Origin of the sequence: Burkholderia sp. MSMB1498, assembly GCF_001526245.1 — a bacterium.
GTDB lineage: Bacteria > Pseudomonadota > Gammaproteobacteria > Burkholderiales > Burkholderiaceae > Burkholderia > Burkholderia savannae.
In genome coordinates, this window is record NZ_LOYJ01000101.1 from 217,549 (window position 1) to 242,606 (window position 25,058).

A 25,058-nucleotide genomic window follows, 5' to 3' on the forward strand; every position below is an offset into this window, starting at 1 on the left:
GCAAGAGAATTCGCGGCGTCTGGTTGGCGCTGTTCGCGGCGTTCGCGATGTTGTGCAATCAGCAGGCGCATGCACAGGCAGCGCTCGCGCCGATTGAAACCTTCGTGATCAATCGCGCTCAGGCGGCGATCTTGACGCGTCTCGCGATCGCACGCGGCATCGCCGCATCCGATCCGCGCATTGCGGCGACGCTGGCGGGCATGGGGCAGGCGTCGACCATGCTCAATGTCGTCGGGACCGGGGCCGCTGCTGCGCTCGCCTTCGCGGGGGCGCCGGTTTGGCTGACGATTCTGGCGGGCATGGGCATTCTTGCGCTGGGCTCGGCTCTTCAGTTGGGCGATGCGAGCTTCTTATGGAACGAAGATCAAGTCGCGCTTGGCGTGAACGCGTTGCCCGCCAGTGTCGGGGACAACTATGCACCGATTCAGCCGCCCGCGATCGCTATCGATCCGACGCGCCAAAAGATGCTGCTGCCGGAAGTGTGGGCTGCGCGGGCCGGCATTCCGATCTATCGGAACGGGACGTGTGCGGCAAACAACACGTTCTGTAACGGTTATCCGTTTTCGCCGGGATTCGGCACGTCGAATTTCTACGCGACGCGCGGACCGTTCGATATCCTGCCGAGCACGCTCGAACAGGCTCAGCAATTCGCGTGGTATCTGTATCAATACCTTGGGCACTGCGGCCTGAATTCAGGTTGTGTTGAGGAAAACGACACAAACGTCCACTCGCACGTGCTGTATTTCGCGCCGATGCAGAACGTGCCCGGGAACCCGATCGCGTTGCATTACACGGAGTCGCGAACGGTCGCGATCAAAGGCAGAAACGGGCGCGTCACCTATCGCAGCGTCGTGCAAAGCGGGAAGGATTCGCTGTTTCAATACAAGCCGGAAGTCGTGCCGCTCGTGGCCGACGATCTGTCAAAGCTGTGGCCGCGCATGCCGTCGAAGGTCGCGGCGACGCGATTGCCTACTTCGACGATTACGAACCTCGTCAACGAGACGTGGAAGAACGCGGCATCGCAGCCCGGCTACGAGGGCCTGCCGTATCAGCCGATCAGCGAGCGCGATATTGCCGAGTGGGCGAAAGAGAATCCGGGGCAGGTGCCGACCGTCGCCGATCTGTTCTCGTCCGCCGCGCCGAAGGGCAAAGACGTTCTGATAACGCCGTTCGTGCCGCCGCGGCCGATCCCGATTCCCGTGCCGAAGCCGGTGCCGGTGCCCGTGCCGATTCCGGAACCGCGCCCGGCATCCGAAGCGGAACCCCAGCCGCGCCCCGCTCCCGCGCCGGTGCCGGGGACGAATCCACAGCCGCGCCCGGTGCCTGAACCGCTGCCTCAACCGCAGCCCGTACCGGTGCCGCGCCCGATTCCTCAACCGGTGCCGCAGCCCGTGCCGGTTCCTCTGCCGGAGCCGGTGCCTGTGCCGCGTCCGGTGCCCGAGCCCGTGCCGAGTCCGGTTCCGCAGCCGGCGCCGATTCCAGTGCCCGAACCCGTGCCCGGCCCGGTGCCCATACCGATCCCGGAGCCGGTGCCGAGTCCGGTTCCCGAACCCGTACCGCAACCGATCCCGCAGCCGCTGCCGCAACCCGTTCCCGTGCCGACGCCGGCGCCGGGCACCAATCCGGGAAACGGTCGGCCGTCGCGCGACGACATTTGCGCGATGCATCCCGATGCGTCGGCATGCGCGCCGCTCGGCAGCGCGTCGGATGTAGCCGTGAACAGCAATACGAAGCGCATTTCGCTGTCGCCCCTCTCGATCGGATTGACCAAGGGCGTGTGCCCGGAACCGAAGCGGGTCGTCGTGTTCGGCAGCGAGCTTTCGTTCAGCTATGAGCCGCTGTGCGAGTTCGCCTTGAAGCTGCGCCCGTTGGTGCTGCTGCTGGGCGCGCTGCTCGCCGGCGTCATCTTCGTGACGGGGTTGGCGGCATGAGCTGGGCAAGCCTACTGGTGTCGCTGGTCGGGCCGATCGTCACGCGCGTACTCGTCGCGCTCGGCATCGGCTTCGTGACGGTCACGGGAATCGATCTGGTGTTCGCTCAGGTTGTGCAATGGATGTCGGCGAGCGTCGGCGGCTTGAGCTCCGATATCGCGAACGTGCTCGCGCTTGGTGGCGTGGGCGACGGCATCGCGTACGTGCTCGGCGGGCTTTCGGCGCGCGTGTCGTTCTACATGCTCACGTCTACAACGAAAATGGTGTTCGGCAAATGATCACGTTAATCACAGGGGTTCCGGGGAGCGGCAAGACGCTGCACGCGGTCTGGTTGCTGACGAAGATTGCGAAGGGGCGTCGCGTGCTGGTCGACGGCATTCGCGATCTGGCAATCGAGCACGTCGAGATTGACGAGCCTTGGTTGCGCCAATGGCACGAAAAGGCCGAAGCGCACGACTTGATCGTGATCGATGAGGCGCAACGCATCTACCCGCCGACGGCGGTCAGCCAAAAGCCGACGCCGGACGTGGAGCAACTGCACGTGCATCGCCACAAGGGCGTCGACTTCATCCTCATCACGCAGCATCCGCAGCGGATCAGCAAGACGGTGCGCGATCTGGTCGGGCGGCATATCCACGTGCGGAACCTGTTCGGGCTCAAGCGCGCGATGCTCTACGAGTGGGACCACTGCCACAACCCGAGCAGCCTGAAAGACGCGGTGAAACGGCAATGGGCGTATCCGCGCGAGGTGTTCAGGCTCTACACGAGCGCCGAAGTCCACACGAAGAAGCAGGCGGTCGTTCCCAAGGCGTTGTTCGTCGTGCCGATCGCGTTGGGCGTGTTGCTCTACTGCTCGGTGAAGTTCTTCTACAGCGCGCGCGACGGCTTCGGGGTGACGCCGGGTATGTCGGAGTCGGCACACGAAACAGCCGGTGCGCCTGCACCGTCGTCGCAATCCGCGAAGGTCGAGCGCGCGCCGGCCGTGCCCCTGTCGTCTGACTGGCGCATTGCCGGGCGCTACGTGACGGAAGGCGCCGGTTACGTGGTGCTCGTCGCGGCGGACGGCCGATTGCGCCCGGTGTCGCTGGCGGGATTCAGCGGCGAAGGGATGCTGCTGACGGGTGAGGTTGACGGAAAGACCGTTGGTGCATGGTCCGGCGCACAAGCCGGAAAAACAGAACAAGGCGGGGGGATGCAATGAAGCGATACGGAGTGCTGATTGGGGCGTTGATCGCGTATTCGGTGGCGGCCGTTGGCGCGGTGCCGCCGTTGCCGACGCTCCCGGTTGACGCGAGCTTGTCGGCCGCCGCGCCGGCGCCAGTCGCCGCACCGACGTTGACGCCGTTGAAGCACGTCGCCGGCACGTCGTTCGATCTGCGGTTCGTGACGGTGGCGCAGATTGTCGACCTGATCTATCAGGAGGCGATGCATACGCCCTACGTGCTCGGCCCGGATGTGCTGAGCGACGGGCGGCTCGTGTCGTTCCGCCTGGACGATCGGAATCGCGACGTGCGCACGGTCATGGGCGACTTCCTCGAATCGCTCGGCTTTCAGGTCGTGACGAAGAACGGCGTCGACTACGTGATGAAGAAGCCCGGCGCCGCGCGCGAAAAAACCGATCAAGACGTGTTCGTCTACAAGCCGCTCTATCGCCGCGTCGACTATCTGCGCTCGCTCATCGAGCCGATGATTGGCGCGCGCGCGATGCCTTTGATGTCGCCCGTCAGCATGCCGCCGCAACCTGTCGGCGCGGTACAGGTGCCCGGCGAATCCGCAACGCCGGCCGGCGACGTGCCCGCGATGCCCGTTGAAACGAGCGTGCAGGCGCGCGGCGACGATCTCGTGATCGTGGGCTCGCATGATGAAGTCGCGCTGTTGCGCAAGGTCGTGCCGGAACTCGACACGGTGCCGAGCGAGGTGGTCGTTCGCGGTTGGGTGTACGAAGTGGCGAACACCGATTCGACCAACACGGCGTGGAGCATCGCGGTTCGCATGCTGAGCGGTCAGCTTCGCGTTTCGAGCGGCGACACGTCGTCGGATACGAGCGCGGTTCGCTTCACGGGGCCGGGCGTCGACGCGGCGATATCGGCACTGAATGCCGATTCGCGATTCAAGGTCGTCAGCGCGCCGCACGTGCGGATCGTATCGGGCGAACGCGTGCGCCTGAACGTCGGGCAGCAGGTGCCGACGCAATCGAGCGTGAGCTACCAAGGCTCGACCGGCACGCCGGTTCAGTCGATCACCTATCAGGATGCGGGTTTGATTTTCGACGTCGAGCCGACCGTGATGCGCGAGGTGATCGAGCTCAAGGTGCGTGAGGAGATTTCCGATTTCGTCGCGACGAAAACCGGCGTCGATACGTCGCCGACGAAGAACACGCGGCAGCTACAGACGGTGACGCGATTGAAGGACGGTGAGGTCGTCGTGTTGGGCGGCTTGATTCAGGATCGCAACGCGACGGCGCGCAGCGGTTATGCGTGGCTGCCGAGCTTTCTCGATGGTCGATCCAGCTCGAAGCAGCGCACGGAGGTTCTGTTGGTGCTTCAGGTGCAGCGGATTTGATCGGGTGCGGTGCTCAGAGGTAGTCGAGGATGACTGATACGACGAGGTACGAGATTACCCCGGACCCCAGCGCTATCCCCGCGATTTTGACCCACGAAGGTATGTGTATGGGAGCGGGCGCATTTGGGCGGGGTGGGACTGGCGCAGCGGCTGCGACGAATGTGGCGCGTGGTGCATAACCCTGCTCCAACAGGTGCTCTTTCTTCTTGTATTCCTCGCGATACCAGTCGCGATCGCAGAGGGTCATTGTTTGGTCCCTCGGTTGTTTTGGTGAGCGAGATTGTAAGTCAGTGCGGTACGACGGCCGGCGTCCAGCGTTAGGAGTGTCCGGCCGCGATCGGAGCGGCGTAGTGCGACGGCGGTAATGCGGAGTTCGTGCCGTTGTCGCGCGGCTCAGCGCGGCGCGCCGGACCGAGTAGCGGGTGTTCGCGCGGACGGTGAGCGGAGGCAGCGCGGCGGGCTCGCCCATCTCTTTGCAGGCTCGCCGTGGCGCATGTGTTGCCGGCGCGTGGAGCGGAGGCGAGGGCGGCTCGGAAGCGAGGGGGTGGGGGTTCGCTGCGAGCGGCTCGCCCAGCGCAGCAGAGCGCGCCGGGCGGGCCGCGCGCAGCGCGGCCCCTAAACTTGTATCAGGGACACTTAACGGATACGACACGCTGACGAGCGCACCGAGCCAGGACAGAAAGACGGTCCAGAAAAAGGAAAGCCCCGATCGCGGGAACGACCGGGGCTTTGTGAAGCAGTGCACTACAAGGACGAGTTGCAATGCACGACACAAGTATAGGCGACTACTCGCCGTTTCGTAGGGAGTGGGTTGTCCGTGGTCGGAACTTTGGCGACGGACAGGTCGAGGTGACGGCGACACGTTTCGATCGGTACGTGGGGGCACAGTCGTTGTGGGCTATCCCAAAGGCGAAGCGTGGCGAGTCGGAGAACAGCGAAGCGAACCTGATGGACGCGGCGAAGCGTGCGAAGCAACAGGTGCGGTTGCGCTGCAAGGCGATTGGAGCGGATCGAATGATCACGTTGACGTATCGGGAGAACATGCTCGACAAAGCGCGGCTCAAGCGCGATTTCGACAAGCTGCGGCGGCGTCTCGGCGCGTTGGGAAGCTTCCAGTATGTCGCCGTCGCGGAGCGGCAGAAGCGCGGCGCATGGCATCTGCATGTCGCGGTGAAGGGCCGGCAGAACTATCGCGTTCTGCGCTCGATCTGGCAAAGCATCGTCGGCATCGGAAACGGGCAGATCAACGTGCGCAACCCGTTCAAGGAAAAGGGCTTGCGGCACAAGCTCGCGTCGTATCTCGCGAAGTACATCACGAAGGATTTCGCCGAGCACGCGTTGAACGAGAAACGGTATTGGACTAGCCGCGGCATTGTCGTGCCGGAAGTCATGCCGATTGGTCACATTCTCTCGAACGACCCCGCGGAAGCGCTGAAAACGGCATTCGAGGCAGCATTGCGCGCCGGCGCGACGTTGGATCGTTGTCAAGCGTTCTGGCGGCAGGAACTCGGGGTGTTCTGGTTATCGACGCGCGAAAGCTAGGCGCGAAAGACATCAAACCTAGGCTGATTCGGACATCGTACTAAAGAGCTGAACAGTTCAACCGATATTCGCTGGATCAATGACGCAGAGGCGTTTGGAATGGTCTTTGAGGAAGTAATCGGAATCTACATGTTGGAGAAGAAGCACCGTAGCAAGGAGCGGGATCAGTACTCCTTGCAGCGACTACAACCGCATTTCAGCGGCCGCGATTTGCGGGAATTGAAGCGGGGCGATGTTCGGCGATACGTGTCTGCTCGGCTCGTGGATGGTGTCTGTGAATCGACGGTGAAGCGTGAGCTCCGACTATTGTCAGCGGCCATTAATTTTGTGCGGACCGAGCACGACTATCCGGAACTGCCGAACCCGGTGCAGAGCCTTGGCCTTGATGGTGGTGAGTCGCGCGTTCGTTGGATATCTCGTAGCGAGGCATCGGCGCTGATTCTCGCGGCCGGGACGGCGGCACGGCAGCCACATCTTCGAAACTTCGTGCGGCTCGCGCTGAGCACCGGGTGTCGGAAAAACGAACTTCTCGCGCTCGAGTGGCACCGGGTCGATTTTGAGCGCTCACATTTTCGACTCGAGTGCGAGCACACGAAGAACGGTAAGCGTCGGTTAGTGCCGCTCAACAGTGGCGCGTTGTCGGCGCTGAGGGATCAGCGTGATTGGGTAGCGCGACATTGCGCCGGGTCTGAGTGGGTGTTTGCCTCCAGCTCGGGGAGGCGAGTCGGCAACCTGCAAAAAGGGTTCGTCGCGGCATGTGCTCGCGCCGGAATCGAAAATTTCCGCATCCACGATCTGCGCCACACCTTCGCATCATGGCTCGTCATGGAGGGCGTTTCCCTGTACGTCGTCAAGGACCTGTTGGGACATTCCTCCATCACGGTCACTGAGCGCTATGCGCATCTGTCCCCTGATCACGGTCGCGAGGCCGTGCAGAAACTCCTGCCGCTCTAACCGACTGGTTGAATTGCAGCAACATAGCAAATTTGCTAACATGAAACAAAATTGGACAGTCGTCTATTACAACGAGCGCGTCAAGCGCGACGTCTTCGCCCTGCCCGCCGGAATTTTGGCAGACTATCTGCGGCTCCTGGATTTGATGCAGGAGTTTGGCGCTGATTTGCGCATGCCGCATTCGCGGGCGATGGGGCGCGGATTGTTTGAGTTGCGCCCGAAGGGCAAGGAAGGCATCGGACGTGTGTTTTATTGCACGCACGTTGGACGGCAGGTCGTCGTTCTGCATTCGTTTGTGAAAAAGACGCAAGAGACGCCGCAAAATGAGGTGCGGACTGCCAGAGCACGTTTGAGCGAGGTACATAATGGTTAAAGCGGTAACGAAGCGCGATCGAGCGGAAGGATTCAACCCGGTTCCGCATACGCCGGACGATACGGAGCACTTGCTGAAAAAGCGTGGTGTTATGGGGGTGTATGACGAATTGGAAGATGAGTACAGCGCGCTCCGCGCCATTTTGGCTGCTCGGCAAGAGGCTGGTTTGACGCAGGCTCAGGTCGCTGAGCGGATGGGAACAACTGCATCCGCGGTGTCGCGACTTGAAGCGTCACTGTCGAGTGAAAAACATTCGCCGTCGTTTGCGACTTTGCGCAGATACGCGGCTGCTTGCGGTAAGAGGTTGATGATTTCGTTCTCGTGATGTGTCGAATCGGTTGATAATATATGTTTTAAATGAAATGGTGGCGCCGCAGCCTGTGCTATATTTCACATAAAAATAAGCGGCATGCACGTTTTAGTGCCGTCGAAAACTATTTCTAACTAAGACCGGTGGGGCTGCATGAGCGAAAAAGAGGTAAGTCTTGTAATGCGCATCGAGGGGGGCACGGCGGATGAGGGCGTGCTCGATGTTTATGATGCTGCCAATACTATTTACGGGGTTGCTAGAGCGGTGAATCTTGTTTCGCATGCATTTGCGAATGATGAGGAAGTTAGAAAGAAGAATAATAGTGCGGCTGGCGCAAGTGCCTTCATCCATTCTTCTAAAAAGGGCTGCTTTGAGGAGCAGGTCGACATTCGGTTTGAAGGCAAAATTGCCGAAAAGATTGGCGGTTCGGTTATTGTTAATAATTTCTGGGATTATCTGGTGTGGGCGTGGTCAAGCTCAGTTGGAATTGGTTATGATCCACGAATGCCTCGGGTAAAGAAAATTTCCGAACGAAATGATCTGTTCATTCATGAGATTGCAGATGCTCTTGAGGCTCCTATGCATCTCATGCACAAGGCAATAGCACGCGATAAGGCCGTGAAAATTTACCTCAATCGTCCACGGGTTGGGGATGAGCTAACGCTCACCAGTGAAACTCTCGATTATGTAAGCGTCCGAGAAGAGCAAACTGAGACCGAATACATAACAGGTAACGTAACCAGAGTTAACGTACTGAGTCATTTCGGTCGACTATTTTCAGATGCGGAAGGTAAAGTAATATCTTTCGAGCTTAAAAATCCAGATGATCGTCGCGTCCGGGGGTTGTCGCTTAAATCAATGCAGGCTCACAACGACGGAAAACCTGGAAAGGTTCATCTTAAAGTTTCGAAAATTGTAAGCGCGCAAGGTGTTGTGAAGCGATACATCGTTCATGACATTCTGGAGATAGTTTGATGGCAGACCCCACAAAATACTGTCTTGTATACACGAAAGTTTGTCTTGGCATGCAAGAGTGGGGGGTGTGTTGGCAGGCATTGGGTGTTGTCACGACAGTGGTTTTGGGTGTGGTTGGGTTATATAAAATCTATCACGAATTGCGGCGTTTGAACGAGCAGCGAGAGAAGGAGATTCAAGACAAAGAGACGTCCGCTAAGTTGAAGAGGACGGAGTTTTTCTTGGCGCTGCATCGGCGCTTGTTCGATGATAAGGATTTGTATGCTGTTCTTAAGTTGATCGATGGTGATTTTCCGAAGTTGAGAGAGGAGGAAATGTGGGATCCAAAAAGGAAACTGTTGGTCTTTTTTGAGGAAATTGCTTTGCTAATTAGGTCAAATCAGATCGATAAAGATGTTGCGCTGTATATGTTCGGGTATTATTCAATGTGTGCCAGATACGGGAAGAATTTTATGTATGGCATAGATCCTCAGCGCGAATATTGGTCTCTATTTTTTGAATTTTCCGATGACGCTGAGAAATTTTCAGAAACTTACAAAAACGGACCTCCAGTTGGGATGACTCTTTAATCAACCTGACGGCGGAAAGTTGTCGAAAAACGACGGAAGATCGAATGTCCCTAGTAGGGGGGTGCCCCTATGTCTTTCGTCAAGCGTTAGGGGCTGACTTGGGTTGGTAAATGGTGCCATCACGCAGCATGGCGAACAGGACGTCGCAGCGTCGTCGTGCCAGTGCGATGAGGGCCTGGTTGTGGCGCTTGCCTTGCTGGATCTTGCGCGAGTAATAGGCCCGCGAGACTGGGTCTCGTAAGGCCGCGAAGGCAGAGAGGAACAAGGCTCGCTTGAGCACCTTGTTGCCCCGTCTGGATGGATGCTCGCCACGGATCGACGAGCCTGAGCGCCGGGTGACCGGCGCGAGGCCAGCGTAGGCCGCCAGATGCGCGGCGGAGGCGAAGGCTTTATGGGCGACTTCGGTCAGGAGTCTGGCGGCGGTCCTGACGCCGACTCCCGGCATGCTGGTCAGGACCGGCCAAAGAGGGTGAGCAAGCACCAGCCGCTCAACTTCGGCGGCGATTTCGTCACGCTGCTTGCGCAAGGCGGCGAGTTGCTGGGCCAAACGAGGCATGACGATGGTGGCAGCCTGCGTGCCGGGCACGATCACGGCTTGCTCGTTCAGCGCGTGAACGATTTCGGCCGCCAAGTTCTTGCCCATGCGCGGTGCGAGCTTGATGAGGCGGTTGGCGAGGGTCTTCTCGCTGGCAGCGGCAAGTGCGCTTGGGGACGGGTAGCGCTCAAGCAGATCGAGCACCGCCGGATGGTCGAGGCGCGGTCCGAGAACGCGCTCGAGCGCCGGATGGATTTGAGTAAGCAAGCCGCGAATGCGGTTGCTGGTCTGCGTGACCTGAGCGGCGAGGTCGTCATCGAAGCCGCACAGCATGGTGAGCTCGGCGAGCTGCTCGTCGGCGAGTCGAAGCGAGCGCAGCGTATGCGGCATCGAGCGAGCGGCTTCGGCGATGATCGCGGCATCGCGGGCATCGGTCTTGGCTTCGCCGGCGTGCAGATCGGCAATACGGCGCATGGCCAGTCCGGGAAGATAGGCGACGAGTATGCCTTCAGCACGGGCGACGGCTACAGGAAGCGCACCTATGGTGGAAGGCTGGTCGACGACGAACAGAAGTCGGCCGTGAGTCTTGAGCTCGGCGATGAGGGCTCGCAGCTTGACCTCGTCGTTGGGTAGCGCCTGGTTGTACAGACGCTTGCCATTTCGATCGAGTGCAACGGCGTGATGCTGGCCTTTACCGACGTCGACGCCGATGAAGATATCGATGGCGTCATGTTGTTGGGTTTCTTGCATCGCAGTTTATGCAGAGTGAACGGATTGGCCTGCAACAACGGTGGCAAGTCTCGGCATCCACGTTACGGACGGCGTCGGGATATCCCGGCCAAACCCCTATCAGCGATCACCAGCCACCCACCAGGCCCGGTGACAACACCCCCCGGATCATGACTGCGACTGGGGGCGGGAATCATACCGGGCCTGGCTGGCCAAAACCCCGATTATCGGGGCGTGAAGATAGTAACGGGGCAGCGGCAGGTAGCTAGTCAGTTATGGCGATGTTGACGCTGCATTGCGTGTTGTAGAGTGAATTTCAGTCGAGCTGCTAGACCAAAGACCTTGTTATGCAGATAGCGAGTCACGAGCGCGGCGATCTGCCTTCCGAAGGTGGCGCATCATGTTGCGCTCTATCGTGCACCATGCCGGCGCGAAAAGATGCTTAAAAACCTGTAAAAAATGACAGGGTGGTTCCATTTTTCTTCTCCATGCTACAGTCCCACGAGGTTTTCTCATTGGGGTTCCCAGATGGGGTACGCGTTAATCCGAGAGGGCGATACGACGACGCACGGAGGACGGGTGCTCTCGTGTACTTCGACATTTATCGCGCATGGAAAAGCAATCGCCTTGCTCGGCGACATGGTGTCATGTCCGCGTTGCGGCGGGATTTTCCCGATTGTGCGTGTGAAACAGCGGAACATGGCGCTTGGGGAACGTCCGGTGGCGACGGATGGCGACAAAACGGCATGCGGCGCAACTCTTATCGCGTCCCAAGGTACCGCCACTGTTATGCCGACAGCGGGTGCGTCCTCAGGCGTTAGTACGCCCTCCGTTGGCGGCGGCGTTATACCGCTTGTCGACTCGATCCGAGGCGGCTTGCATCGTGGGCGGTTTCAAGCGATTGATGACGACACCGGTCAGCCGATCTCGAATTATCAATATACCGTAACTGGTAGCGGGGGCCAGATCGTTTCCGGGCGAACTGATGAGAACGGCTACACTGATTGGGTGGAAAGTGGCGGATCGGCGACGTTGACCTTCGACTCCAATAGGTCGAAGCCGGCATGACGGACTACGCGAAGGGAGCGGGTTCCGGATCGACCGGTGCGGGCGAAGGTCGAACGAACATCGTGCGATTGCGTCGCAACGGACTCGATTCCGAAGATCGGCAAGCGCTCTGCGCGGTCATTTGCCGATGCAATTCGATGCCAAGCGTTGGCGCCAGTGGTCAACAGTTGAAGCAGCAGTGCGTTAGCGGCAGGCTCAAGGCAGCGGACGCGATCAGCGATCACAGGAGCCCATACAAGGCCGAGGTGAACTACGACATGTCACGCGATCCACCTGCCCCGATCATGGATTCCGGGGTAGTCACGAAGACGCATGACTATCTGCCGGGATGGATTCAAAAGTACTGGCCGGGCGGCCTAGGCGGCTACACGCCAGGGGTAGGTAACATCCGCCGTCCGGACGTCGTCATCGTCAACGATCCGTCGCTGCCGCCCACGCAAGACAATCTGAAGTCCGTTGTGGAGATAAAATTCCCCGGCGATACGCTGACGCGATCCCAGCGCGACGCATACGTGCAAATTGCCGGCGATTCCGCGAAGGTGTCGGTGATTGGCCCTGACGAGTGCGATTGCGACCGAGGCAAGACGGAACAGCCGTCAGAAAGGTCCGCAGTCTCGACATCTGGCGAGTCTTCCTTTGGGGCGGGCCTCGACGCGTATCTGCGCAGCCCTCCGCCGCCTCCGGTGCCTCCTCCTGTATTTGTGCCTTGACGATGAACGACGACGAGATTCAAGCGTGGGTTGCTGACCCCAAGCGCGCCGGTACGTTGCCCTTTGCGGCATTCGAGCCGCGCTATCCACACAAAGGCGTTGGCGCCGCGCTGGCGGTGCGCGGAGTGCTGTATTTCAAGGGAGGATACTCGAGAGAAGTTCGTCAGAAAATTGTGGCGTGTTTCGACCAATACAACGAGGTGGCAAGCGGCGCTTTGCGCTGGTTTTTTCCGGAGGGAAAGCGCGCGGTATCGATCGCCAAGGCCCCTACGTTGGCGGCGATGGGAGCGAGCCTAAGCGAAGATCAGCCGTTCACGTTTGCATTTACCAGTGGAGACAGCACGCGCGAAGCGGGCATGCACGGATTCGACACGTTCTGTCTCGAGAAGTGGCAAGCGGCGCTGGGGACGCGAGGGCTCGACGTGCTGTCTTTCTCGTTGCCTGTACCTGTCGTTAAGGCTGATCCTGATCTTCTGCCAAGGCTGTTTGCAGAATTCGCCAAACGCCTCAACGCGATTCATGGACACGCTGGTTACGCAGTGAATTTGCCGCCTACGGCGCGTGAAGAGAACGAGAGCAGTGAGTATTTCATGTCGAACCGACTCGGTCCGGGTCTCGACGTGGGCGACCCTTTTGCAACTGAGGTACGAAGCCAGGCGGACCACATAAAGACCGTTGACTGGCTGACGCTGATCAGCGCTTCAATGGCAGACCGTGTTGGCGACATGAGCACGCTGAAATCCGAGTTGCCGATGGATTGGTATCGGCTGACGCAGTGCTCGGGGGGCTTGCTCATCCGAGCCGGCGTTTTGCCTGCCGCGGGCGTGAATTCGGGTGGTGGCGACAAGCCAATTGGTCCGCCTCCCGCGTACGTTGTGTTGAATGCGGCGCTTCGCCGCCTTATTCCCGATACCGTTTCCATTCTTCAACGTGGAACCGTGAACGGCGACGCTCCGGTTTTTAACTCGAAGGCTAGCAGCAATGCGTGGCTTCGGCGGTTCGATGTTTCCAGCGACGAACTGTTGGCCGCGAAAGCGGCGGTCCTCGATACGCCGAGGCTCCCGCATTCTTCGCTGTAACCCGCGCGAGCCCACATGGTCCGCATTTACTTGATCCACTGCGGGTTCGTGATTATCATTCCACCGTGTCTGAAACAGCAGACACCCGGATTGGCGTCCGGAAATGCACAAGGCGGGCGACCGCCGAAAGGCGGTATTTTTTCGCCTGCACGTCATGTGCCGCTTATGGTCGGGCCTTGACGGGGGAGCCCTCGGGCTCGCCGGTTCCTTGTGCTCCGGTACGCCAACCTTGTCTTGTGCCCGGCCACCCCATTTGGCGTTGGGGCCCGGGTCACCCTACCCGCACAAGGAGCCCGCAACATGCAAGAAGTTGTCGCTCGTCCTGAGCTTTCGCAATCCCCTCTTGAGATTATTCGCGCGGCGATACGTGCCGCCGCAGTTGCGCCATCGGATCGAGCAGCCCTCGATGCGTGTGGTGACGCGCTGCGCCTTTTGGCAGCCATTGCCACAAGGGGCGGGAGGACTGATGCATAAGTCCTTCTCCAGTCCGCTCGACGCCGCCATGATAAACGTGGAGCGCCTTAGCGCGCTGGCGGGCCTGCTGGCGATTGAAGATGTTGTTTCCGCGTTTGCCAACTTATCGCCACTCGCGCAGGTGGCGTTATTTGGCACATTCGAGTCTGGGTTGGTTGAAGTCCGTACGGCCTTGCTGCAAATGGCGAAAAATGGGGATGGCAGGAGTATTTCGGCTCCGTTTTGATTTTCGGATGCACGCGCTTGAGCGCGATAGCGCCGCGGGGGCGTGCTCGCAAGCGATTTGCGATTCGAAGATGGGTTGGCGAAAGTACGCCGCGTAGTCGACCAGGGCTACGCCTTGCAACTGAAAGTTGTAAGTGTTAACATTTTGCTATCGAGCCCTTGGCAGTAAGCCGTCGCACCTCATCCAGCGACGCGCCGAACCCTAGGGCTTTTTGCTTTTTGAGCGAGAAAAATCATAAGGGGCATAAATGCCTACAGCAATCTTGATCGACGGGGCCTTTTTCATTAAGCGATTTCGTGCCATCGAGCCCCAAAACGCACACGATGCGCTGAGGGCGGCGGAGTGTGCGCACCGATGGGCATGCGCTCATCTGTCTCCTAAAATGTCCCGCCGCAACGGTGGTATTCAGGATCAGCAGGGCGGCCGCCAGCCAGAGCGGCGAGAGCTGTACCGAATTTTCTTCTACGACTGTCCGCCGCTTACCAAGAAGATGCACAACCCGATTGACCATCGGGCGATTGATTTTGGTAAAACGGCGGAGGCGTCCTTTCGGTTGGAGCTGCATGCTCGGTTGCGCGAGATGCGGAAAGTTGCGCTCCGCTTGGGGCATCTGTCGATGGATGCTCGCTGGACGATCAAACCGGACAAGATCGCCGATTTGCTGAAAGGCAAGATGCAGTCGGCGGAAATTACGCCTGATGACGTTGTGGTCGACGTGCGCCAGAAGGGCGTTGATATGCGAATCGGCGTCGACGTTTCTTCGTTGGCGTTCAAAAAGCAGGTTGATCAGATTGTGCTTGTAGCCGGAGACGCGGACTTTGTGCCAGCCGCAAAACAAGCGAGGCGCGAGGGTATCGACTTCATCCTCGATCCGATGTGGCAGCGCATCCCCCCGAACCTACAAGAGCACATCGACGGTTTGCGTTCCACCTGCCCGCAGGTGCAGCGGCTAGCGAGAGGCGAGAGCGTGCAGCTCGCGAACGCAAGCAAAGAAGTGACTGACGCGTAGCCAGCACGTTTGTGCTTGACTGACCAGTCGGCGCGGCAGCACAAGAGGCGTTATGTCCAGTCATCGCGCCGCGTAGTTAGTGTGCGGCGACCAAATACTAGATATTTGGTAGAATTAATACTAGATGACTGGCAACCGGGAGGCCCCGCCATGGCACACGCGCTCGATATGATTGATCAGCACACCCTCGAACAGCTCGTGCAGGCGAACAGCGTGCGCGGCGCCAACGTGATCGCCCAAGCTGGCGGCTGGGGCGTCGTGATTCAGTACGGGATGACGGAGCGCGTGTTGGCGGTGCGGCGCGGTCACGTCCGCATCTGGCCAAAACTCGACACGTTGGTTGCGTTTTTGCGTCGCCTCGGGATCGCGCGCTTTCAGGTTGACGCGACCAGTTACGATGCGGCCGCCAAACCGGTGCGCGCCCGCGTCGATGCAGCCGAACGGATGCGGCACGCCCACGAAGCCGCGGCTTATGATCGCTGGTTGCATGAGCAAGTACAGGCGTCGCTCGATGATCCGCGCCCCAGTGTTCCGCACGAGCAGGTGCAGCGGGAAATGGCCGCGAGGAAGGTCGCGCTGCGCAAACGGCTGGCGCGGGCCGGGGATAAGGCTTGATCGTCGAATGGCGTGCGCTCGCGCGGGAGGACCGCAGCAATCTGTTCGATTTCATCGCGGCCGATAACCCGGCCGCCGCGCTCGAACTGGACGATCGAATCGAGCGCTTGACCGACGCGTTACTCGAGCATCCGGAGCTCTACCGGGCGGGACGGGTGGGCGGAACGCGCGAGATGGTGCTGACGCCTAACTATCTGCTCGTCTACCGCGTCAGGAAGAAGGCGGGGGTGGTCGATATCGTGCGCATACTCGGTGCTCGGCAGCGTTACCCGAAAGGCCGGTAGTTCTGCAAGCGCGGGAAGGCCCCCCCAGGTTTGCCGCCAACTGCAGCATGAGCGCGATTTCTTCCTGAGCCAGAAAGTTGTTCTCTGGGGTTCAGACGCTGGTGTCGTCCCGAATCTGCTATCCTTTTCTTCACTATGGCTGGCCCCGATCTCAGTGGACTTCTAAATCCTGACCTGCTCGTCTGGGCGCGCGAACAGTCGCGCATGGGCGTGGATACTGCTGCGCAAAAAATTGGTCAGTCAACAGAGCGTTTGACGGAATGGGAAAGTGGGGAACGTGTTCCAACACTCTCTCAATTGAGGACGTTGGCTAACGTCTATAAGCGCTCGATAGGAGTCTTCTTTCTTAACGAACGCCCGAGGGTTCCGCATCGTCCAGTTGACTACCGTCAGCTTGAGGTTAGCGCGATCGAGTTTATGACTCCGGCACTGGCGAACGGCATTCGCGAGGCTGAAGCGAAACGCGAGGCTGCGTTGGATATCTTGGCGCAGCTCGAAGACGAGCCACCTGCTTGGAATTTATCAATCGCGCGGAATATGCAGCCGGAGGCGGCCGCCGCGGTGTTGGTAGAGCGGCTTGGCATCACAATGGCGACACGAGCGAGATGGACGGACCACTACGAAGCTTTGAACGGTTGGCGTTCGGCGATCGAGTCTCTGGGCGTAATGGTTGTTCAATTGAGCAGGGTGCCGATAAAGGAGATGCGTGGGTGTTCCCTTGCAATCTTCCCTCTGCCGGTCATCATTTTGAACAGTGCTGATAGTCCGTTAGGCCGCATATTTACATTGCTCCACGAGCTTACTCACTTGGCTCGTGCTGAAAGTAGTCTTTGCGATATTGTTGAAGACGTTCAGCGCGAGCCGCTGCGCGAAGAAGTCGAAATCTACTGCAATCGTGTTGCTGGTAACGCTCTCGTTCCTCGGGCCGAGTTGTTGGCGCTTAATGAAATTCAGCAAGCTAGCCGCACAACTACATGGGGAAATGATCAGCTACGAGTAATAAGTCGTAGATTTTGGGCCAGTCGTGAGGCCACGCTGAGGCGCTTACTTGACATTGGAAAGACGTCAAAGGAGCACTACCAACAAATGCGTTCGCGCTTCGTCGCAGAGTATGAGGCACGACGTGAGGAGGGTAGTGGACAGGTGCCGCAGTATCGGCTAGTGCTTCTTAGTAACGGCAGATATCTAACGCGACTGGCAGTTAACGCTTATGCTTCAAGCGCAATTACGGGGTCTGAGCTTTCTCGCATCCTGAACACCAAGCTTGACCACCTCCCAAAAATCAAGAATGCACTTCGGGGTGAGGTTATTGCGTGAGATGGTGCTTTGATACTAGTGCCCTGATCGAGCCTTGGGTACGTTTGTACCCCCCAGACTTGTTTGCGCCTATTTGGCAGAAACTAACCGAGCTTTGTGAGGCGGGGGACATTGTCGCTCCTATCGATGTCCTCCATGAGTTGGAGAAGCAAAAGGACGACCTCCATGATTGGGCTGGTGGCGAAGCCAACGAGATGTTTCGAGACCCTGATAGAAATGTAATCGAGGTGTTAAAAAAAGTAGTCAATGACCATCCGGGGTTTATGAAAGTGAATTCCACAAAATCGGGCGCTGATCCGGCTGTCGTTGCTTTTGCGGAAGCGCATGGTCTCGTTGTTGTGACATACGAGACGATGGCAAAGAAAGATGCTGCTCCGAAAATTCCAAACGTCTGTGAGGCGCGAGGGCTTGAATGCGTTCAGCTTATCGATGTATTGAGGGCAATTGACTTTAGGCTTGGTGGATAGATGGATTCCTTAACGGCGACTAGAGGAAGCTGAATGCTCTGAACGGTTGCTTGACTGCTTCGAGTAGTGTCACCAAAAGTTGACACAACCGCTGCTCTCCGAAGGCAGGGGTTGCTGGTTCGATCCCAGCCGGGCGCGCCAAGCCAGATAAGGCTCTCAGCGATTTTCCCCCACCGTCGTTTTTACCGAGTGTAGCTAAAGTACACCTGTTATCCGGCCCTTCGCATGTTTTCCTGCACCGCCGGCGGCAACTGGATCACTTCCGCGACCGAGGTATGCGGTGCCACCCAACGCGCGAGACGATCGGCCGACAGGTGCGCGTAGCGCTGCACCATCTCCGACGTTCCCCAGCCGCCGAGTTCCCTGAGCACCTGCAACGGCGTGCCGCGCTGCACGTGCTAGCTCGCCCAGGTGTGCCGCAGGTCGTGCCAGTGGAAATCGCCAACCCCCGCCCGCTTCAGTGCCTTCCGCGATGACGTTGTACCCGGCTAACCGATCACTGAACCGCGGTAAACGAACGCGAGTTCGATGTGCACGGGGCTCCGCCGCTTCGACGAGTCAGCCAGTCTGACCGACGAGGAGCGCGCTGATGCTAGTGCCCGTGAGCCGATCGTAGAGCGTCTACGTGACCCGGCCCTGATCGACGGCCGGCGCGTGGGGCCGTTCCGCGAACGGCCCGTCGTTGTCCATGCAGACAATGACCCATTCTCACGACCCCTTTCCCCGGTTCGCGACAATCCTCGCGCGGCCGCGGAGCGCGGAACCCAGCGGAACATTTCTGATTTCTCAATTTCCATGAAATTCATGTAATCACCATGTCTCTCCATCCGCCCGATCAACAATCGAAAAATCAATTATCGATCAAATAAAAAACCGATCGTCGTTTAATCGATTTAATGAAAAATACAAATCGAATCGCTTTAAGGAAAATATATTGGCGTTCGCCGAATTAAGGTCCTAGCATAAATTCCATTGGCATCGCGAATAGCTTCCAACGTTGGTCTTGCCGATGTCCGGCATGTTTGCAGCAAAGGAGGCGAAATGAGCACTATCGGTTCGAGAAGCGCAACGAAGTCTTCGTCAATTGCACCGAGGCACGGTCGCGTCATCACGCCCGAATCGCGCGCCGTGTTTCTTTACGAAGCAGGAAAACTCGATTTCGGGCAAGTCAACGAACTGGAAGGCGGCAAGTTCTTTCCTGCGACCCAGGGCGGTCTGAGAGATCCGGACGCGCCGGACGACGTCGCCAACGGCGTGCCGCCGCGCGACGGCGAAATCGCAAGCGGCGGGCGCACGGTGGATGCCCGCGCGCAACTCGACGAGCCCGATTCCGTCGCGCACTGGCGCAAGCACGCAGTGCGGTCGGGCCAGTCGTTGCAAATCACGTGGTCGTATTCGATGCCGCACAAGACGCGGCGCTGGACGTACTGGATCACCAAGCCGGGATGGGACGCCAGTGCGCGGCTCACGCGCGCGCAATTCGAGTCCGAGCCGCTCAAGATCTATCTGAACACGTATCAGCCGTACTGGGGGCCGGACGCGGACCGGGAACTGATTCCCAGCGGCGACACGGTTCACGAACTCAATCTGCCGACTCGCACGGGCTATCACGTGCTGCTCGCGGCCTGGGACGTTGCCGATACCGCGAACGCTTTCTATCAGGTGATCGACTTGAATTTCGCGTGAATCCGCTCGCCCGTCCGAGCTGATGCGCAGCTGCGATCGACTGCTCGCATCAAGCATCGCGGCCATCGGATTCGAGACCATCCGATGGCCATCTTGCACGCGCTTGCATCGGCGATCGCGCGTGGATCGCTCGATGGCCGTCCATTCGGTTTCGAAGCATCCGACACGCTCGCCGGAGGTTCAGATGTCCTATGTGCTCGTCGACGGCGCAGATCCTCGTCATGCGACTCTCCAAAAGGGATTCAACCTGCGCTGGCCGCCGACGGCGGAAGCCGGCGCGGCGGCGATCTACGTCTGTCGCACGCCGGATGACGTGATCGCGGCGTCGCGCGACGCGCTCGCGAGAGGTTGCCGGATCACGGTGCGCAGCGGCGGGCACTGTTACGAAGGCTTCGTCGCGAACCGGCTGCCGAGCGACAACGGCCGGCAGCTCGCCATCGTCGATATCGGCTTGATGTCGGGCTTCGATTTCGATCCGCAGGGGCAGATTGCGTCGCCGTTCGATGTCGCCGGCTCGGCGCGCTACTCGGTTCGTGTGGCCGCGGGCAGTCAGAATTGGAACGGCTATGTCGGCCTGTACAAGTCCGCCGGCAAGACGCTGCCCGGCGGCTCGTGCTATTCGGTCGGCGCGGGCGGTCACATCGTCGGCGGCGGATACGGCCTGCTTTCGCGGATGCACGGGCTGACAGTCGACTGGCTGGCGGGCGTCGACATCCTGACGCCCGCATCCGGCGGCGGCGCGCTCGACGCGAAGCACGTGCATCTCGGCAGCGCCGATCCGGCGGACCGTGCGCTCTTCATCGCGTGCCGCGGCGGCGGCGGCGGCAATTTCGGCATCATCCTGAATTACTACTTCCGGGCGCTGCCCGACGCGCCGCGCACCGCCTATTGGCTGTCGCTCGCGTATGACTGGTCGCATTTCACGCAAGCGAGCTTCGGCCGTTTCATTCAGACCTACTGGGACTGGTTCAGCCGCAACGACGCCAACTGGAACGCCGGCGATCCGGCGCTCGCGAACGGCGGGCTGTTCACGCTCCTGAAGCTGCAGCATCGCTCGACCGGGCCGATCGTGCTCGCGATCCAGTACACGGGAAAGAACGGAACGGTCGGCGGCCCGGCCGATGCGCCCTTCGTCGATTTCGTCGACACGATGAATGCGGCCGCCGGCCGGATGCCGGTCATCTGGGATCGGTTCGTCGCGCCGAATCTGCCGTCGCTCGGGCATCCGCTCGCCGGGCTGCGTCTGACGCACGCGGTTCAAAACGCGTTGAAGATGGATTGGCTGTACCTGACGCAGACGATCAACGGATCGGGGGCGAACCGGCGCGGGAAGTACAAGTCGGCGTATCAGATCGGCAATTTCGGCGACACCGAGATCGATGCGTTTTGGCGATATCTGAATACCGCGGACGAGCCGCGCCTGAACCAGACGCTCGTGCAGATCGATTCGTACGGCGGCTGCGTCAACGTGAACGACGAAAGCGCGAATCCGACGTCGGTGTGCCAGCGGCGATCGCTGTTGAAGTCGCAGTACCAAACTTACTGGACGAATCCCGCCGACGACGCGTTCCACGTCGAATGGCTGCACGATCTGTTCGCCGCGGTGCATGCGGATCAGGGCGGCAAGCCGTACCGCGACGCGAGCGGGCGCTACGAAGGCTGCTACATCAATTATCCGGACATCGACATGAAATATCTCGACAGCGATCCGGCGCAGATCGATCCGAGGTGGCTCGAGCTGTACTACGGCGACAAGGCCGCATCGCTGATCGCGACGAAGCGCGCGGTCGATCCGTCGAATATGTTCAGGCATGAGATGTCGATTCCGCTGGCGCCGCCGCCGGGCTGAGCGCGCGATGGCCGAGGCAGGCGGATTGCGATCGTGTCCGGCAGCGCGCTGCCGACCGATCGCGAGATGTGCAGTCGAATGAGATTCTCGAACACGAAAGCATAGGGGACGAATTCGCCCGGGGCCGCCTTTGCGTTTCGCGTGCGAATTCGTTTGTCACTGTAAAGCCGGCGCATCGACGCCGCATCGGGAGATCAAGATGCCGACAAAAATCGTGGATTTATCCGCACGCTCCGAAATCATTCGCGACGAACCGTTCCATGTTCATTTTTGGGAATGCACGCCTGACGAATATCTCGAATATCTGTCCCATCCGCGCGACTTTTTGTCGAAGATCGGAATAAACATTCCGGACGACTGCCGAATCGAGACGACCATCGAAAATCACGATTGGATCGGTCAACATGCGCCGGGGTTGAAGAGCGCAAACGGAACGATCATCTGCAACGTGGGCGGCGGCAACGTCGCGCGCGCCGTCTATCGCGTCGTGAGCTACGGCCACGATCATGCGACGGTCGGCAAATTCAAGAAACAGCTCTTGCACGCGGAAGACGAACAGCAAAAACGCTGACATTCGCGGGAGGGCGGCCGCGACATGAATGGTCGGGCAATGGTGCGGGCGGCGCGCGTGCGCTGCGATCGTGCGCGGCCGCGCGAGTACGCGCGGCCGCGATTCAGCGTTTCCTTCGCTTCGAAAGCGATCGAACCGGAACGGCGCGTCGCGCGGACGAAGATCCATTTCCCGCAGGTCGTCGATTCGCGCGGCATCGCCATGTTCGTCGGCTGATTCGATCACTTTTTTGTTGATCGAAACATGGCGTTGACGCAGATAAAAAATGCCCGCGCATTCCGTATAAACCCTAGGGAGAAAACCCTGACTCTTCACACCATTCGGGTTAAGTCGAGCGTTTTCTTGGCCGTTAACCCATGAGTTCGCACATCCCACGTCGCTCCTCATGCTCTCCTCGATCCGGTCCCGCATTCTCGTCGCGTGCCTTGCCATCGTCATCGGCGCGCTCGTCATCAATACGGCGCTCAATTATTTCGTCGCCAATCGCTACAACCGCGAGTCCATCAGCCAGAACCTCAGCGCGGTGCTGACCGGCCACGAGGCCGGCATCGCCGATTGGGTCGCGTCGAAGACGCAGATGATCGTATCGGTCGAAGACGCCGCGCTCGCGCCCGATCCGATCCCGGCGCTCAAGCAGATCGCCGCGGCGGGCGGATTCACCAACGTCTACGTCGGCTACGCGGACAAAACCGCGAAATTCTCGGACGCATCCGGCATTCCGGCCGACTACGATCCGACCGGCCGCCCGTGGTACAAGCAGGCCGTGCAGGCGGGCAAGCCTGTCGTCACGCCGCCTTATGTCGACGTCGGGACGGGCAAGCTCGTCGTTGCGTTCGCCGCGCCGATCGTGCGCGACGGCGCGCTGAAGGGCGTCGTGTCCGGCGACGTCGCGATGGACAGCGTGATCGCGAACGTCAAGGCGATCCATCCGACGCCCGAGAGCTTCGGCATGCTCGTGGACCGCGGCGGCCACATCGTCGCGCATTCCGATCCGAAGCTCACGCTCAAGCCCGTCACCGATCTGACGGACGACTTGAGCGTCGACGCGCTCGCCGCGTCGTCGGCCGACGACAACGCCGCGCCGATCGAGGCGCACGTCGCCGGCGCCGCGAAGCTGATGCGCGCGCGCGCCGTGCCGGGCACCGACTGGCTGACCGTCGTCGCGCTCGACAAGTCCGATGCGATGGCCGGCATGCATTCGCTGCTGCTCGTGTCGATCGGCACGCTCGTCGCGCTCGTCGTCGTCGCGGCGCTGATCGTGGGCGCCATCACGGGCGTCGCGTTCAAGGGGCTCGCGCGCATTCGCGACGCGATGGAGTCGATCGGCTCCGGCACGGGCGACCTGACGCAGCGCCTGCCCGACGCCGGGCGTGACGAAGTCGCGCAGATCGCCCGCTCGTTCAACGCGTTCGTCGGCAAGCTGCAGGACGTGATGCGCGTGATCCGCGACGCGAGCGAATCGGTGCGGCACGCGGCGGGCGAAATCGCATCGGGCAACCATGATCTGTCGCGCCGCACGGAATCGGCCGCGGCGAGCCTCGAACAGACGGCCGCGTCGATCGAGGAGATCACGTCGACGGTCACGCAATCGGCGGGCGCCGCGCGCCAGGCCAACGACATCGCGACGAACGCGGCGAGCGTCGCGTCGCGCGGCGGCTCGGTCGTGTCCGACGTCGTGTCGACGATGCAGGAGATCGAGGGCGCGTCCGGCAAGATCAGCGACATCATCGGCGTGATCGACGGCATCGCGTTCCAGACCAACATCCTTGCGCTGAACGCGGCCGTCGAGGCGGCGCGGGCGGGCGAGGAAGGGCGCGGCTTCGCGGTGGTCGCGGGCGAGGTGCGTTCGCTCGCGCAGCGTAGCGCGCAGGCGGCGAAGGAGATCAAGGCGCTGATCGATTCGAGCGTGTCGAGCGTGTCGACGGGCGCGACGCTCGTTCAGCAGGCGGGGCAGACGATGAACGACATCGTCGGCACGGTCTCGAACGTGACGACGATCATGCGCGAGATTTCGAACGCCGCCGACGAGCAGACGCGCGGCATCCAGGAGGTGAACCGCGCGGTCGCGCAGCTCGACGAGATGGTTCAGCAGAACGCGGCGCTCGTCGAGCAGTCGGCCGCGGCGGCGTCGGCGCTGCAGACGCAGGCGGTCGAGCTCGCCGAGGCGGTCGGGCGGTTCAAGGTCGCATGATCGTCGTTGCGCGGGACGCGTTGCCGCCTCCTTTGCGCACGGGCGCGCGCGGCCGTCGGAGAATGCCGCCCGTCACGTTCGGCCGCCGTCGCGGCCGAACCAGTCGAGCAGCGTTCGCGTCACGAATGCCGGATTCTCGAGATTCGAGATGTGCCCGGCATTCGGCACGAACACTTTTTCGCAGCCGATGAGCGTCGCGATTTCATCGGCTTCCGCGGGCGGCCGCGCGACGTCGTTCGCGCCGCACATCACGAGCGTGCGGTCCGCCGGCAGCGCGGCGAGCTTCTCGCGCGCGTCCTCGCGGCCGAACGTGATCTTGCCGAGCGGAATCACCGAGTCGCGCAGCCGCTCCGTCGTGAACGCCTGAAGCGCGCGCCGGAAGCCCGCGGGCAGTTCGCTCGCGAGATCGATGCCGGGACGGAAGAAGATCGGCACGATCGCGTCGAGCAGCGGCTCGGGAATCGTGCCTTGCGCATCGATGGCCGCGAGCATCTGGAAATACTTGTTGCGCGTCGCGTCCGGCTCCACGCCGACGTAGGTGTCCATCAGCACGAGCCGATCGACGCGCTGCGGCGCGCGATGCGCGAGCGGCACCGCCCACATGCCGCCCACCGACAGCCCCACGATCGAGCAGGTCTTGATGCCGAGGTGATCGAGGAGCGCGCACATGTGCGTTGCAAGATCGCCGAGGTCGTTCGTGCCGGCGGGCAGCGGGCCGGACCGGCCGTGCCCCCACAGGTCCGGCGCGATGACCTGGTGGGACTTCGAGAGCGCTTCGAGCTGCGGCTCCCACATCGACGAATCCCACAGGTAGCTGTGTCCGAACAGGACGGGCGCGCCGGAACCCCTGATCTGATAGTGCAGAGGCTGGCCATCGATGGTGACGAAAGGCATGTCGATAGGTTCGGTTGTCAGTGAATCGGTTGAAGGAAGTCGAGCGAAAGCGCGGGGGCGTGGCATGTGTCGAAGCGACGGTGGCGACGATCTCCGTCCGCCGTTTTCGAATGCGGGGCGCTTGAATTGCCGCGTCAC

25 protein-coding genes and 1 pseudogene are annotated in these 25,058 nt (G+C 60.5%); 22 read left to right on the forward strand and 4 right to left on the reverse strand.

All coding sequences use genetic code 11. The features are described 5' to 3' along the window. Window positions 1–23 precede the first annotated feature (23 nt). The 10 genes from WS91_RS22515 (at window position 24) to WS91_RS22550 (ending at window position 9,216) form a co-directional block, all read left to right on the forward strand. Window positions 24–1,931, forward strand: a complete 1,908-nt coding sequence (locus WS91_RS22515) for a virulence factor TspB C-terminal domain-related protein (RefSeq protein ID WP_331458335.1) — start codon at window positions 24–26, stop codon at window positions 1,929–1,931. Further along, window positions 1,928–2,209: a DUF2523 domain-containing protein gene (locus tag WS91_RS22520; protein WP_059577103.1), complete on the forward strand. Its 282-nt coding sequence runs from the start codon at window positions 1,928–1,930 to the stop codon at window positions 2,207–2,209. Before WS91_RS22515 ends, WS91_RS22520 begins: the two co-directional genes overlap by 4 nt. Continuing rightward, on the forward strand, window positions 2,206–3,132 hold the full coding sequence (locus WS91_RS22525) for a zonular occludens toxin domain-containing protein (protein ID WP_059671044.1): 927 nt from the start codon (window positions 2,206–2,208) through the stop codon (window positions 3,130–3,132). Before WS91_RS22520 ends, WS91_RS22525 begins: the two co-directional genes overlap by 4 nt. Next, window positions 3,129–4,493 carry a type II secretion system protein GspD gene (locus WS91_RS22530; RefSeq protein WP_059671045.1) on the forward strand — a complete coding sequence of 455 codons (1,365 nt, stop codon included), beginning with the start codon at window positions 3,129–3,131 and terminating at the stop codon, window positions 4,491–4,493. Before WS91_RS22525 ends, WS91_RS22530 begins: the two co-directional genes overlap by 4 nt. A gap of 762 nt (window positions 4,494–5,255) precedes the next feature. Beyond that, window positions 5,256–6,035, forward strand: a complete 780-nt coding sequence (locus WS91_RS22535; RefSeq protein WP_059671046.1) for a rolling circle replication-associated protein — start codon at window positions 5,256–5,258, stop codon at window positions 6,033–6,035. 129 nt (window positions 6,036–6,164) lie between these two features. Next, a complete protein-coding gene (locus WS91_RS22540) occupies window positions 6,165–6,989 on the forward strand; it encodes a tyrosine-type recombinase/integrase (RefSeq protein WP_269435336.1) in 825 nt (274 codons plus the stop codon). Between the two features lie 40 nt (window positions 6,990–7,029). Further along, window positions 7,030–7,362: a type II toxin-antitoxin system RelE/ParE family toxin gene (locus tag WS91_RS22545; RefSeq protein ID WP_059671047.1), complete on the forward strand. Its 333-nt coding sequence runs from the start codon at window positions 7,030–7,032 to the stop codon at window positions 7,360–7,362. Next, the gene (locus WS91_RS34180) at window positions 7,355–7,687 is read left to right on the forward strand and encodes a helix-turn-helix domain-containing protein (RefSeq protein ID WP_082758288.1); all 333 of its coding nucleotides are present in this window, start codon (window positions 7,355–7,357) and stop codon (window positions 7,685–7,687) included. Before WS91_RS22545 ends, WS91_RS34180 begins: the two co-directional genes overlap by 8 nt. 138 nt (window positions 7,688–7,825) lie before the next feature. Next, window positions 7,826–8,647, forward strand: coding sequence for a DUF7946 domain-containing protein (locus tag WS91_RS36175; protein ID WP_156432438.1), 822 nt, complete (start codon window positions 7,826–7,828; stop codon window positions 8,645–8,647). Beyond that, the gene (locus WS91_RS22550; RefSeq protein WP_059671048.1) at window positions 8,647–9,216 is read left to right on the forward strand and encodes a hypothetical protein; all 570 of its coding nucleotides are present in this window, start codon (window positions 8,647–8,649) and stop codon (window positions 9,214–9,216) included. Before WS91_RS36175 ends, WS91_RS22550 begins: the two co-directional genes overlap by 1 nt. A 79-nt stretch (window positions 9,217–9,295) precedes the next feature. Here WS91_RS22550 and WS91_RS22555 read toward each other — a convergent pair whose 3' ends face one another. Beyond that, window positions 9,296–10,501: an IS110 family transposase gene (locus tag WS91_RS22555; protein ID WP_059581319.1), complete on the reverse strand. Its 1,206-nt coding sequence runs from the start codon at window positions 10,499–10,501 to the stop codon at window positions 9,296–9,298. Between the two features lie 507 nt (window positions 10,502–11,008). On the opposite strand from WS91_RS22555, the gene WS91_RS34185 reads away from it, so the two are divergent. The 9 genes from WS91_RS34185 (at window position 11,009) to WS91_RS34200 (ending at window position 17,729) form a co-directional block, all read left to right on the forward strand. Next, window positions 11,009–11,548 carry a PAAR domain-containing protein gene (locus WS91_RS34185; RefSeq protein ID WP_082758289.1) on the forward strand — a complete coding sequence of 180 codons (540 nt, stop codon included), beginning with the start codon at window positions 11,009–11,011 and terminating at the stop codon, window positions 11,546–11,548. Then, complete coding sequence (locus WS91_RS36925) at window positions 11,545–12,258, forward strand: VRR-NUC domain-containing protein (RefSeq protein WP_197422263.1); 714 nt, start codon at window positions 11,545–11,547, stop codon at window positions 12,256–12,258. The genes WS91_RS34185 and WS91_RS36925 overlap by 4 nt, the downstream gene beginning before the upstream one ends. A gap of 2 nt (window positions 12,259–12,260) precedes the next feature. Continuing rightward, window positions 12,261–13,337, forward strand: a complete 1,077-nt coding sequence (locus WS91_RS22565; protein WP_059671049.1) for a type VI immunity family protein — start codon at window positions 12,261–12,263, stop codon at window positions 13,335–13,337. 466 nt (window positions 13,338–13,803) lie between these two features. Next, window positions 13,804–14,037: a hypothetical protein gene (locus WS91_RS22570; protein ID WP_038757264.1), complete on the forward strand. Its 234-nt coding sequence runs from the start codon at window positions 13,804–13,806 to the stop codon at window positions 14,035–14,037. Window positions 14,038–14,284: 247 nt separating this feature from the next. Continuing rightward, on the forward strand, window positions 14,285–15,046 hold the full coding sequence (locus WS91_RS22575) for an NYN domain-containing protein (protein ID WP_059671050.1): 762 nt from the start codon (window positions 14,285–14,287) through the stop codon (window positions 15,044–15,046). 150 nt (window positions 15,047–15,196) lie between these two features. Continuing rightward, window positions 15,197–15,661: a type II toxin-antitoxin system RelB family antitoxin gene (gene relB / locus WS91_RS22580; RefSeq protein WP_059671051.1), complete on the forward strand. Its 465-nt coding sequence runs from the start codon at window positions 15,197–15,199 to the stop codon at window positions 15,659–15,661. Continuing rightward, entirely contained in the window at window positions 15,658–15,945 is a 288-nt protein-coding gene (locus WS91_RS22585; protein ID WP_059671052.1) for a type II toxin-antitoxin system RelE/ParE family toxin, read from the forward strand. Before relB ends, WS91_RS22585 begins: the two co-directional genes overlap by 4 nt. Window positions 15,946–16,080: 135 nt before the next feature. After that, the gene (locus WS91_RS34195; RefSeq protein WP_082758290.1) at window positions 16,081–17,262 is read left to right on the forward strand and encodes an XRE family transcriptional regulator; all 1,182 of its coding nucleotides are present in this window, start codon (window positions 16,081–16,083) and stop codon (window positions 17,260–17,262) included. Next, complete coding sequence (locus WS91_RS34200) at window positions 17,259–17,729, forward strand: DUF4411 family protein (protein WP_080471747.1); 471 nt, start codon at window positions 17,259–17,261, stop codon at window positions 17,727–17,729. Before WS91_RS34195 ends, WS91_RS34200 begins: the two co-directional genes overlap by 4 nt. A 209-nt stretch (window positions 17,730–17,938) precedes the next feature. On the opposite strand, the pseudogene WS91_RS34205 reads toward WS91_RS34200, so the two are convergent. Further along, window positions 17,939–18,283 (reverse strand): annotated as a pseudogene (locus tag WS91_RS34205) (tyrosine-type recombinase/integrase); the annotation flags it as partial. 487 nt (window positions 18,284–18,770) lie between these two features. On the opposite strand from WS91_RS34205, the gene WS91_RS22595 reads away from it, so the two are divergent. Together WS91_RS22595 and WS91_RS22600 are read left to right on the forward strand one after the other, a co-directional pair. Further along, window positions 18,771–19,415: a lytic polysaccharide monooxygenase auxiliary activity family 9 protein gene (locus WS91_RS22595; protein ID WP_059578021.1), complete on the forward strand. Its 645-nt coding sequence runs from the start codon at window positions 18,771–18,773 to the stop codon at window positions 19,413–19,415. Window positions 19,416–19,599: 184 nt separating this feature from the next. Further along, on the forward strand, window positions 19,600–21,264 hold the full coding sequence (locus WS91_RS22600; RefSeq protein ID WP_059578149.1) for a BBE domain-containing protein: 1,665 nt from the start codon (window positions 19,600–19,602) through the stop codon (window positions 21,262–21,264). Between the two features lie 220 nt (window positions 21,265–21,484). On the opposite strand, the gene WS91_RS36180 is transcribed toward WS91_RS22600, so the two are convergent. Further along, on the reverse strand, window positions 21,485–22,222 hold the full coding sequence (locus tag WS91_RS36180; RefSeq protein WP_156432439.1) for a hypothetical protein: 738 nt from the start codon (window positions 22,220–22,222) through the stop codon (window positions 21,485–21,487). Between WS91_RS36180 and WS91_RS22610 the strand changes: the two genes are divergently transcribed. Further along, window positions 22,221–24,026: a methyl-accepting chemotaxis protein gene (locus tag WS91_RS22610; protein WP_038752253.1), complete on the forward strand. Its 1,806-nt coding sequence runs from the start codon at window positions 22,221–22,223 to the stop codon at window positions 24,024–24,026. The genes WS91_RS36180 and WS91_RS22610 overlap by 2 nt on opposite strands. Window positions 24,027–24,098: 72 nt before the next feature. On the opposite strand, the gene WS91_RS22615 is transcribed toward WS91_RS22610, so the two are convergent. Beyond that, entirely contained in the window at window positions 24,099–24,920 is an 822-nt protein-coding gene (locus tag WS91_RS22615) for an alpha/beta fold hydrolase (protein ID WP_059671054.1), read from the reverse strand. Window positions 24,921–25,058: the final 138 nt, after the last annotated feature.

What these genes read in the sequence shown, in the direction of transcription:
- WS91_RS22535 (WP_059671046.1), top strand. Translation starts at nt 5,256, where the DNA reads ATGCACGACACAAGTATAGGCGACTACTCGCCGTTTCGTAGGGAGTGG.
- WS91_RS22530 (WP_059671045.1), top strand. Translation starts at nt 3,129, where the DNA reads ATGAAGCGATACGGAGTGCTGATTGGGGCGTTGATCGCGTATTCGGTG.
- WS91_RS22550 (WP_059671048.1), top strand. Translation starts at nt 8,647, where the DNA reads ATGGCAGACCCCACAAAATACTGTCTTGTATACACGAAAGTTTGTCTT.
- WS91_RS22520 (WP_059577103.1), top strand. Translation starts at nt 1,928, where the DNA reads ATGAGCTGGGCAAGCCTACTGGTGTCGCTGGTCGGGCCGATCGTCACG.
- WS91_RS22545 (WP_059671047.1), top strand. Translation starts at nt 7,030, where the DNA reads ATGAAACAAAATTGGACAGTCGTCTATTACAACGAGCGCGTCAAGCGC.
- WS91_RS36175 (WP_156432438.1), top strand. Translation starts at nt 7,826, where the DNA reads ATGAGCGAAAAAGAGGTAAGTCTTGTAATGCGCATCGAGGGGGGCACG.
- WS91_RS22575 (WP_059671050.1), top strand. Translation starts at nt 14,285, where the DNA reads ATGCCTACAGCAATCTTGATCGACGGGGCCTTTTTCATTAAGCGATTT.
- WS91_RS22615 (WP_059671054.1), bottom strand. Translation starts at nt 24,920, where the DNA reads ATGCCTTTCGTCACCATCGATGGCCAGCCTCTGCACTATCAGATCAGG.
- WS91_RS22525 (WP_059671044.1), top strand. Translation starts at nt 2,206, where the DNA reads ATGATCACGTTAATCACAGGGGTTCCGGGGAGCGGCAAGACGCTGCAC.
- WS91_RS22555 (WP_059581319.1), bottom strand. Translation starts at nt 10,501, where the DNA reads ATGCAAGAAACCCAACAACATGACGCCATCGATATCTTCATCGGCGTC.
- WS91_RS34195 (WP_082758290.1), top strand. Translation starts at nt 16,081, where the DNA reads ATGGCTGGCCCCGATCTCAGTGGACTTCTAAATCCTGACCTGCTCGTC.
- WS91_RS22595 (WP_059578021.1), top strand. Translation starts at nt 18,771, where the DNA reads ATGAGCACTATCGGTTCGAGAAGCGCAACGAAGTCTTCGTCAATTGCA.
- WS91_RS36180 (WP_156432439.1), bottom strand. Translation starts at nt 22,222, where the DNA reads ATGAGGAGCGACGTGGGATGTGCGAACTCATGGGTTAACGGCCAAGAA.
- relB (WP_059671051.1), top strand. Translation starts at nt 15,197, where the DNA reads ATGGCACACGCGCTCGATATGATTGATCAGCACACCCTCGAACAGCTC.
- WS91_RS22610 (WP_038752253.1), top strand. Translation starts at nt 22,221, where the DNA reads ATGCTCTCCTCGATCCGGTCCCGCATTCTCGTCGCGTGCCTTGCCATC.
- WS91_RS22570 (WP_038757264.1), top strand. Translation starts at nt 13,804, where the DNA reads ATGCATAAGTCCTTCTCCAGTCCGCTCGACGCCGCCATGATAAACGTG.
- WS91_RS34185 (WP_082758289.1), top strand. Translation starts at nt 11,009, where the DNA reads ATGGGGTACGCGTTAATCCGAGAGGGCGATACGACGACGCACGGAGGA.
- WS91_RS36925 (WP_197422263.1), top strand. Translation starts at nt 11,545, where the DNA reads ATGACGGACTACGCGAAGGGAGCGGGTTCCGGATCGACCGGTGCGGGC.
- WS91_RS22565 (WP_059671049.1), top strand. Translation starts at nt 12,261, where the DNA reads ATGAACGACGACGAGATTCAAGCGTGGGTTGCTGACCCCAAGCGCGCC.
- WS91_RS22600 (WP_059578149.1), top strand. Translation starts at nt 19,600, where the DNA reads ATGTCCTATGTGCTCGTCGACGGCGCAGATCCTCGTCATGCGACTCTC.
- WS91_RS34180 (WP_082758288.1), top strand. Translation starts at nt 7,355, where the DNA reads ATGGTTAAAGCGGTAACGAAGCGCGATCGAGCGGAAGGATTCAACCCG.
- WS91_RS22540 (WP_269435336.1), top strand. Translation starts at nt 6,165, where the DNA reads ATGTTGGAGAAGAAGCACCGTAGCAAGGAGCGGGATCAGTACTCCTTG.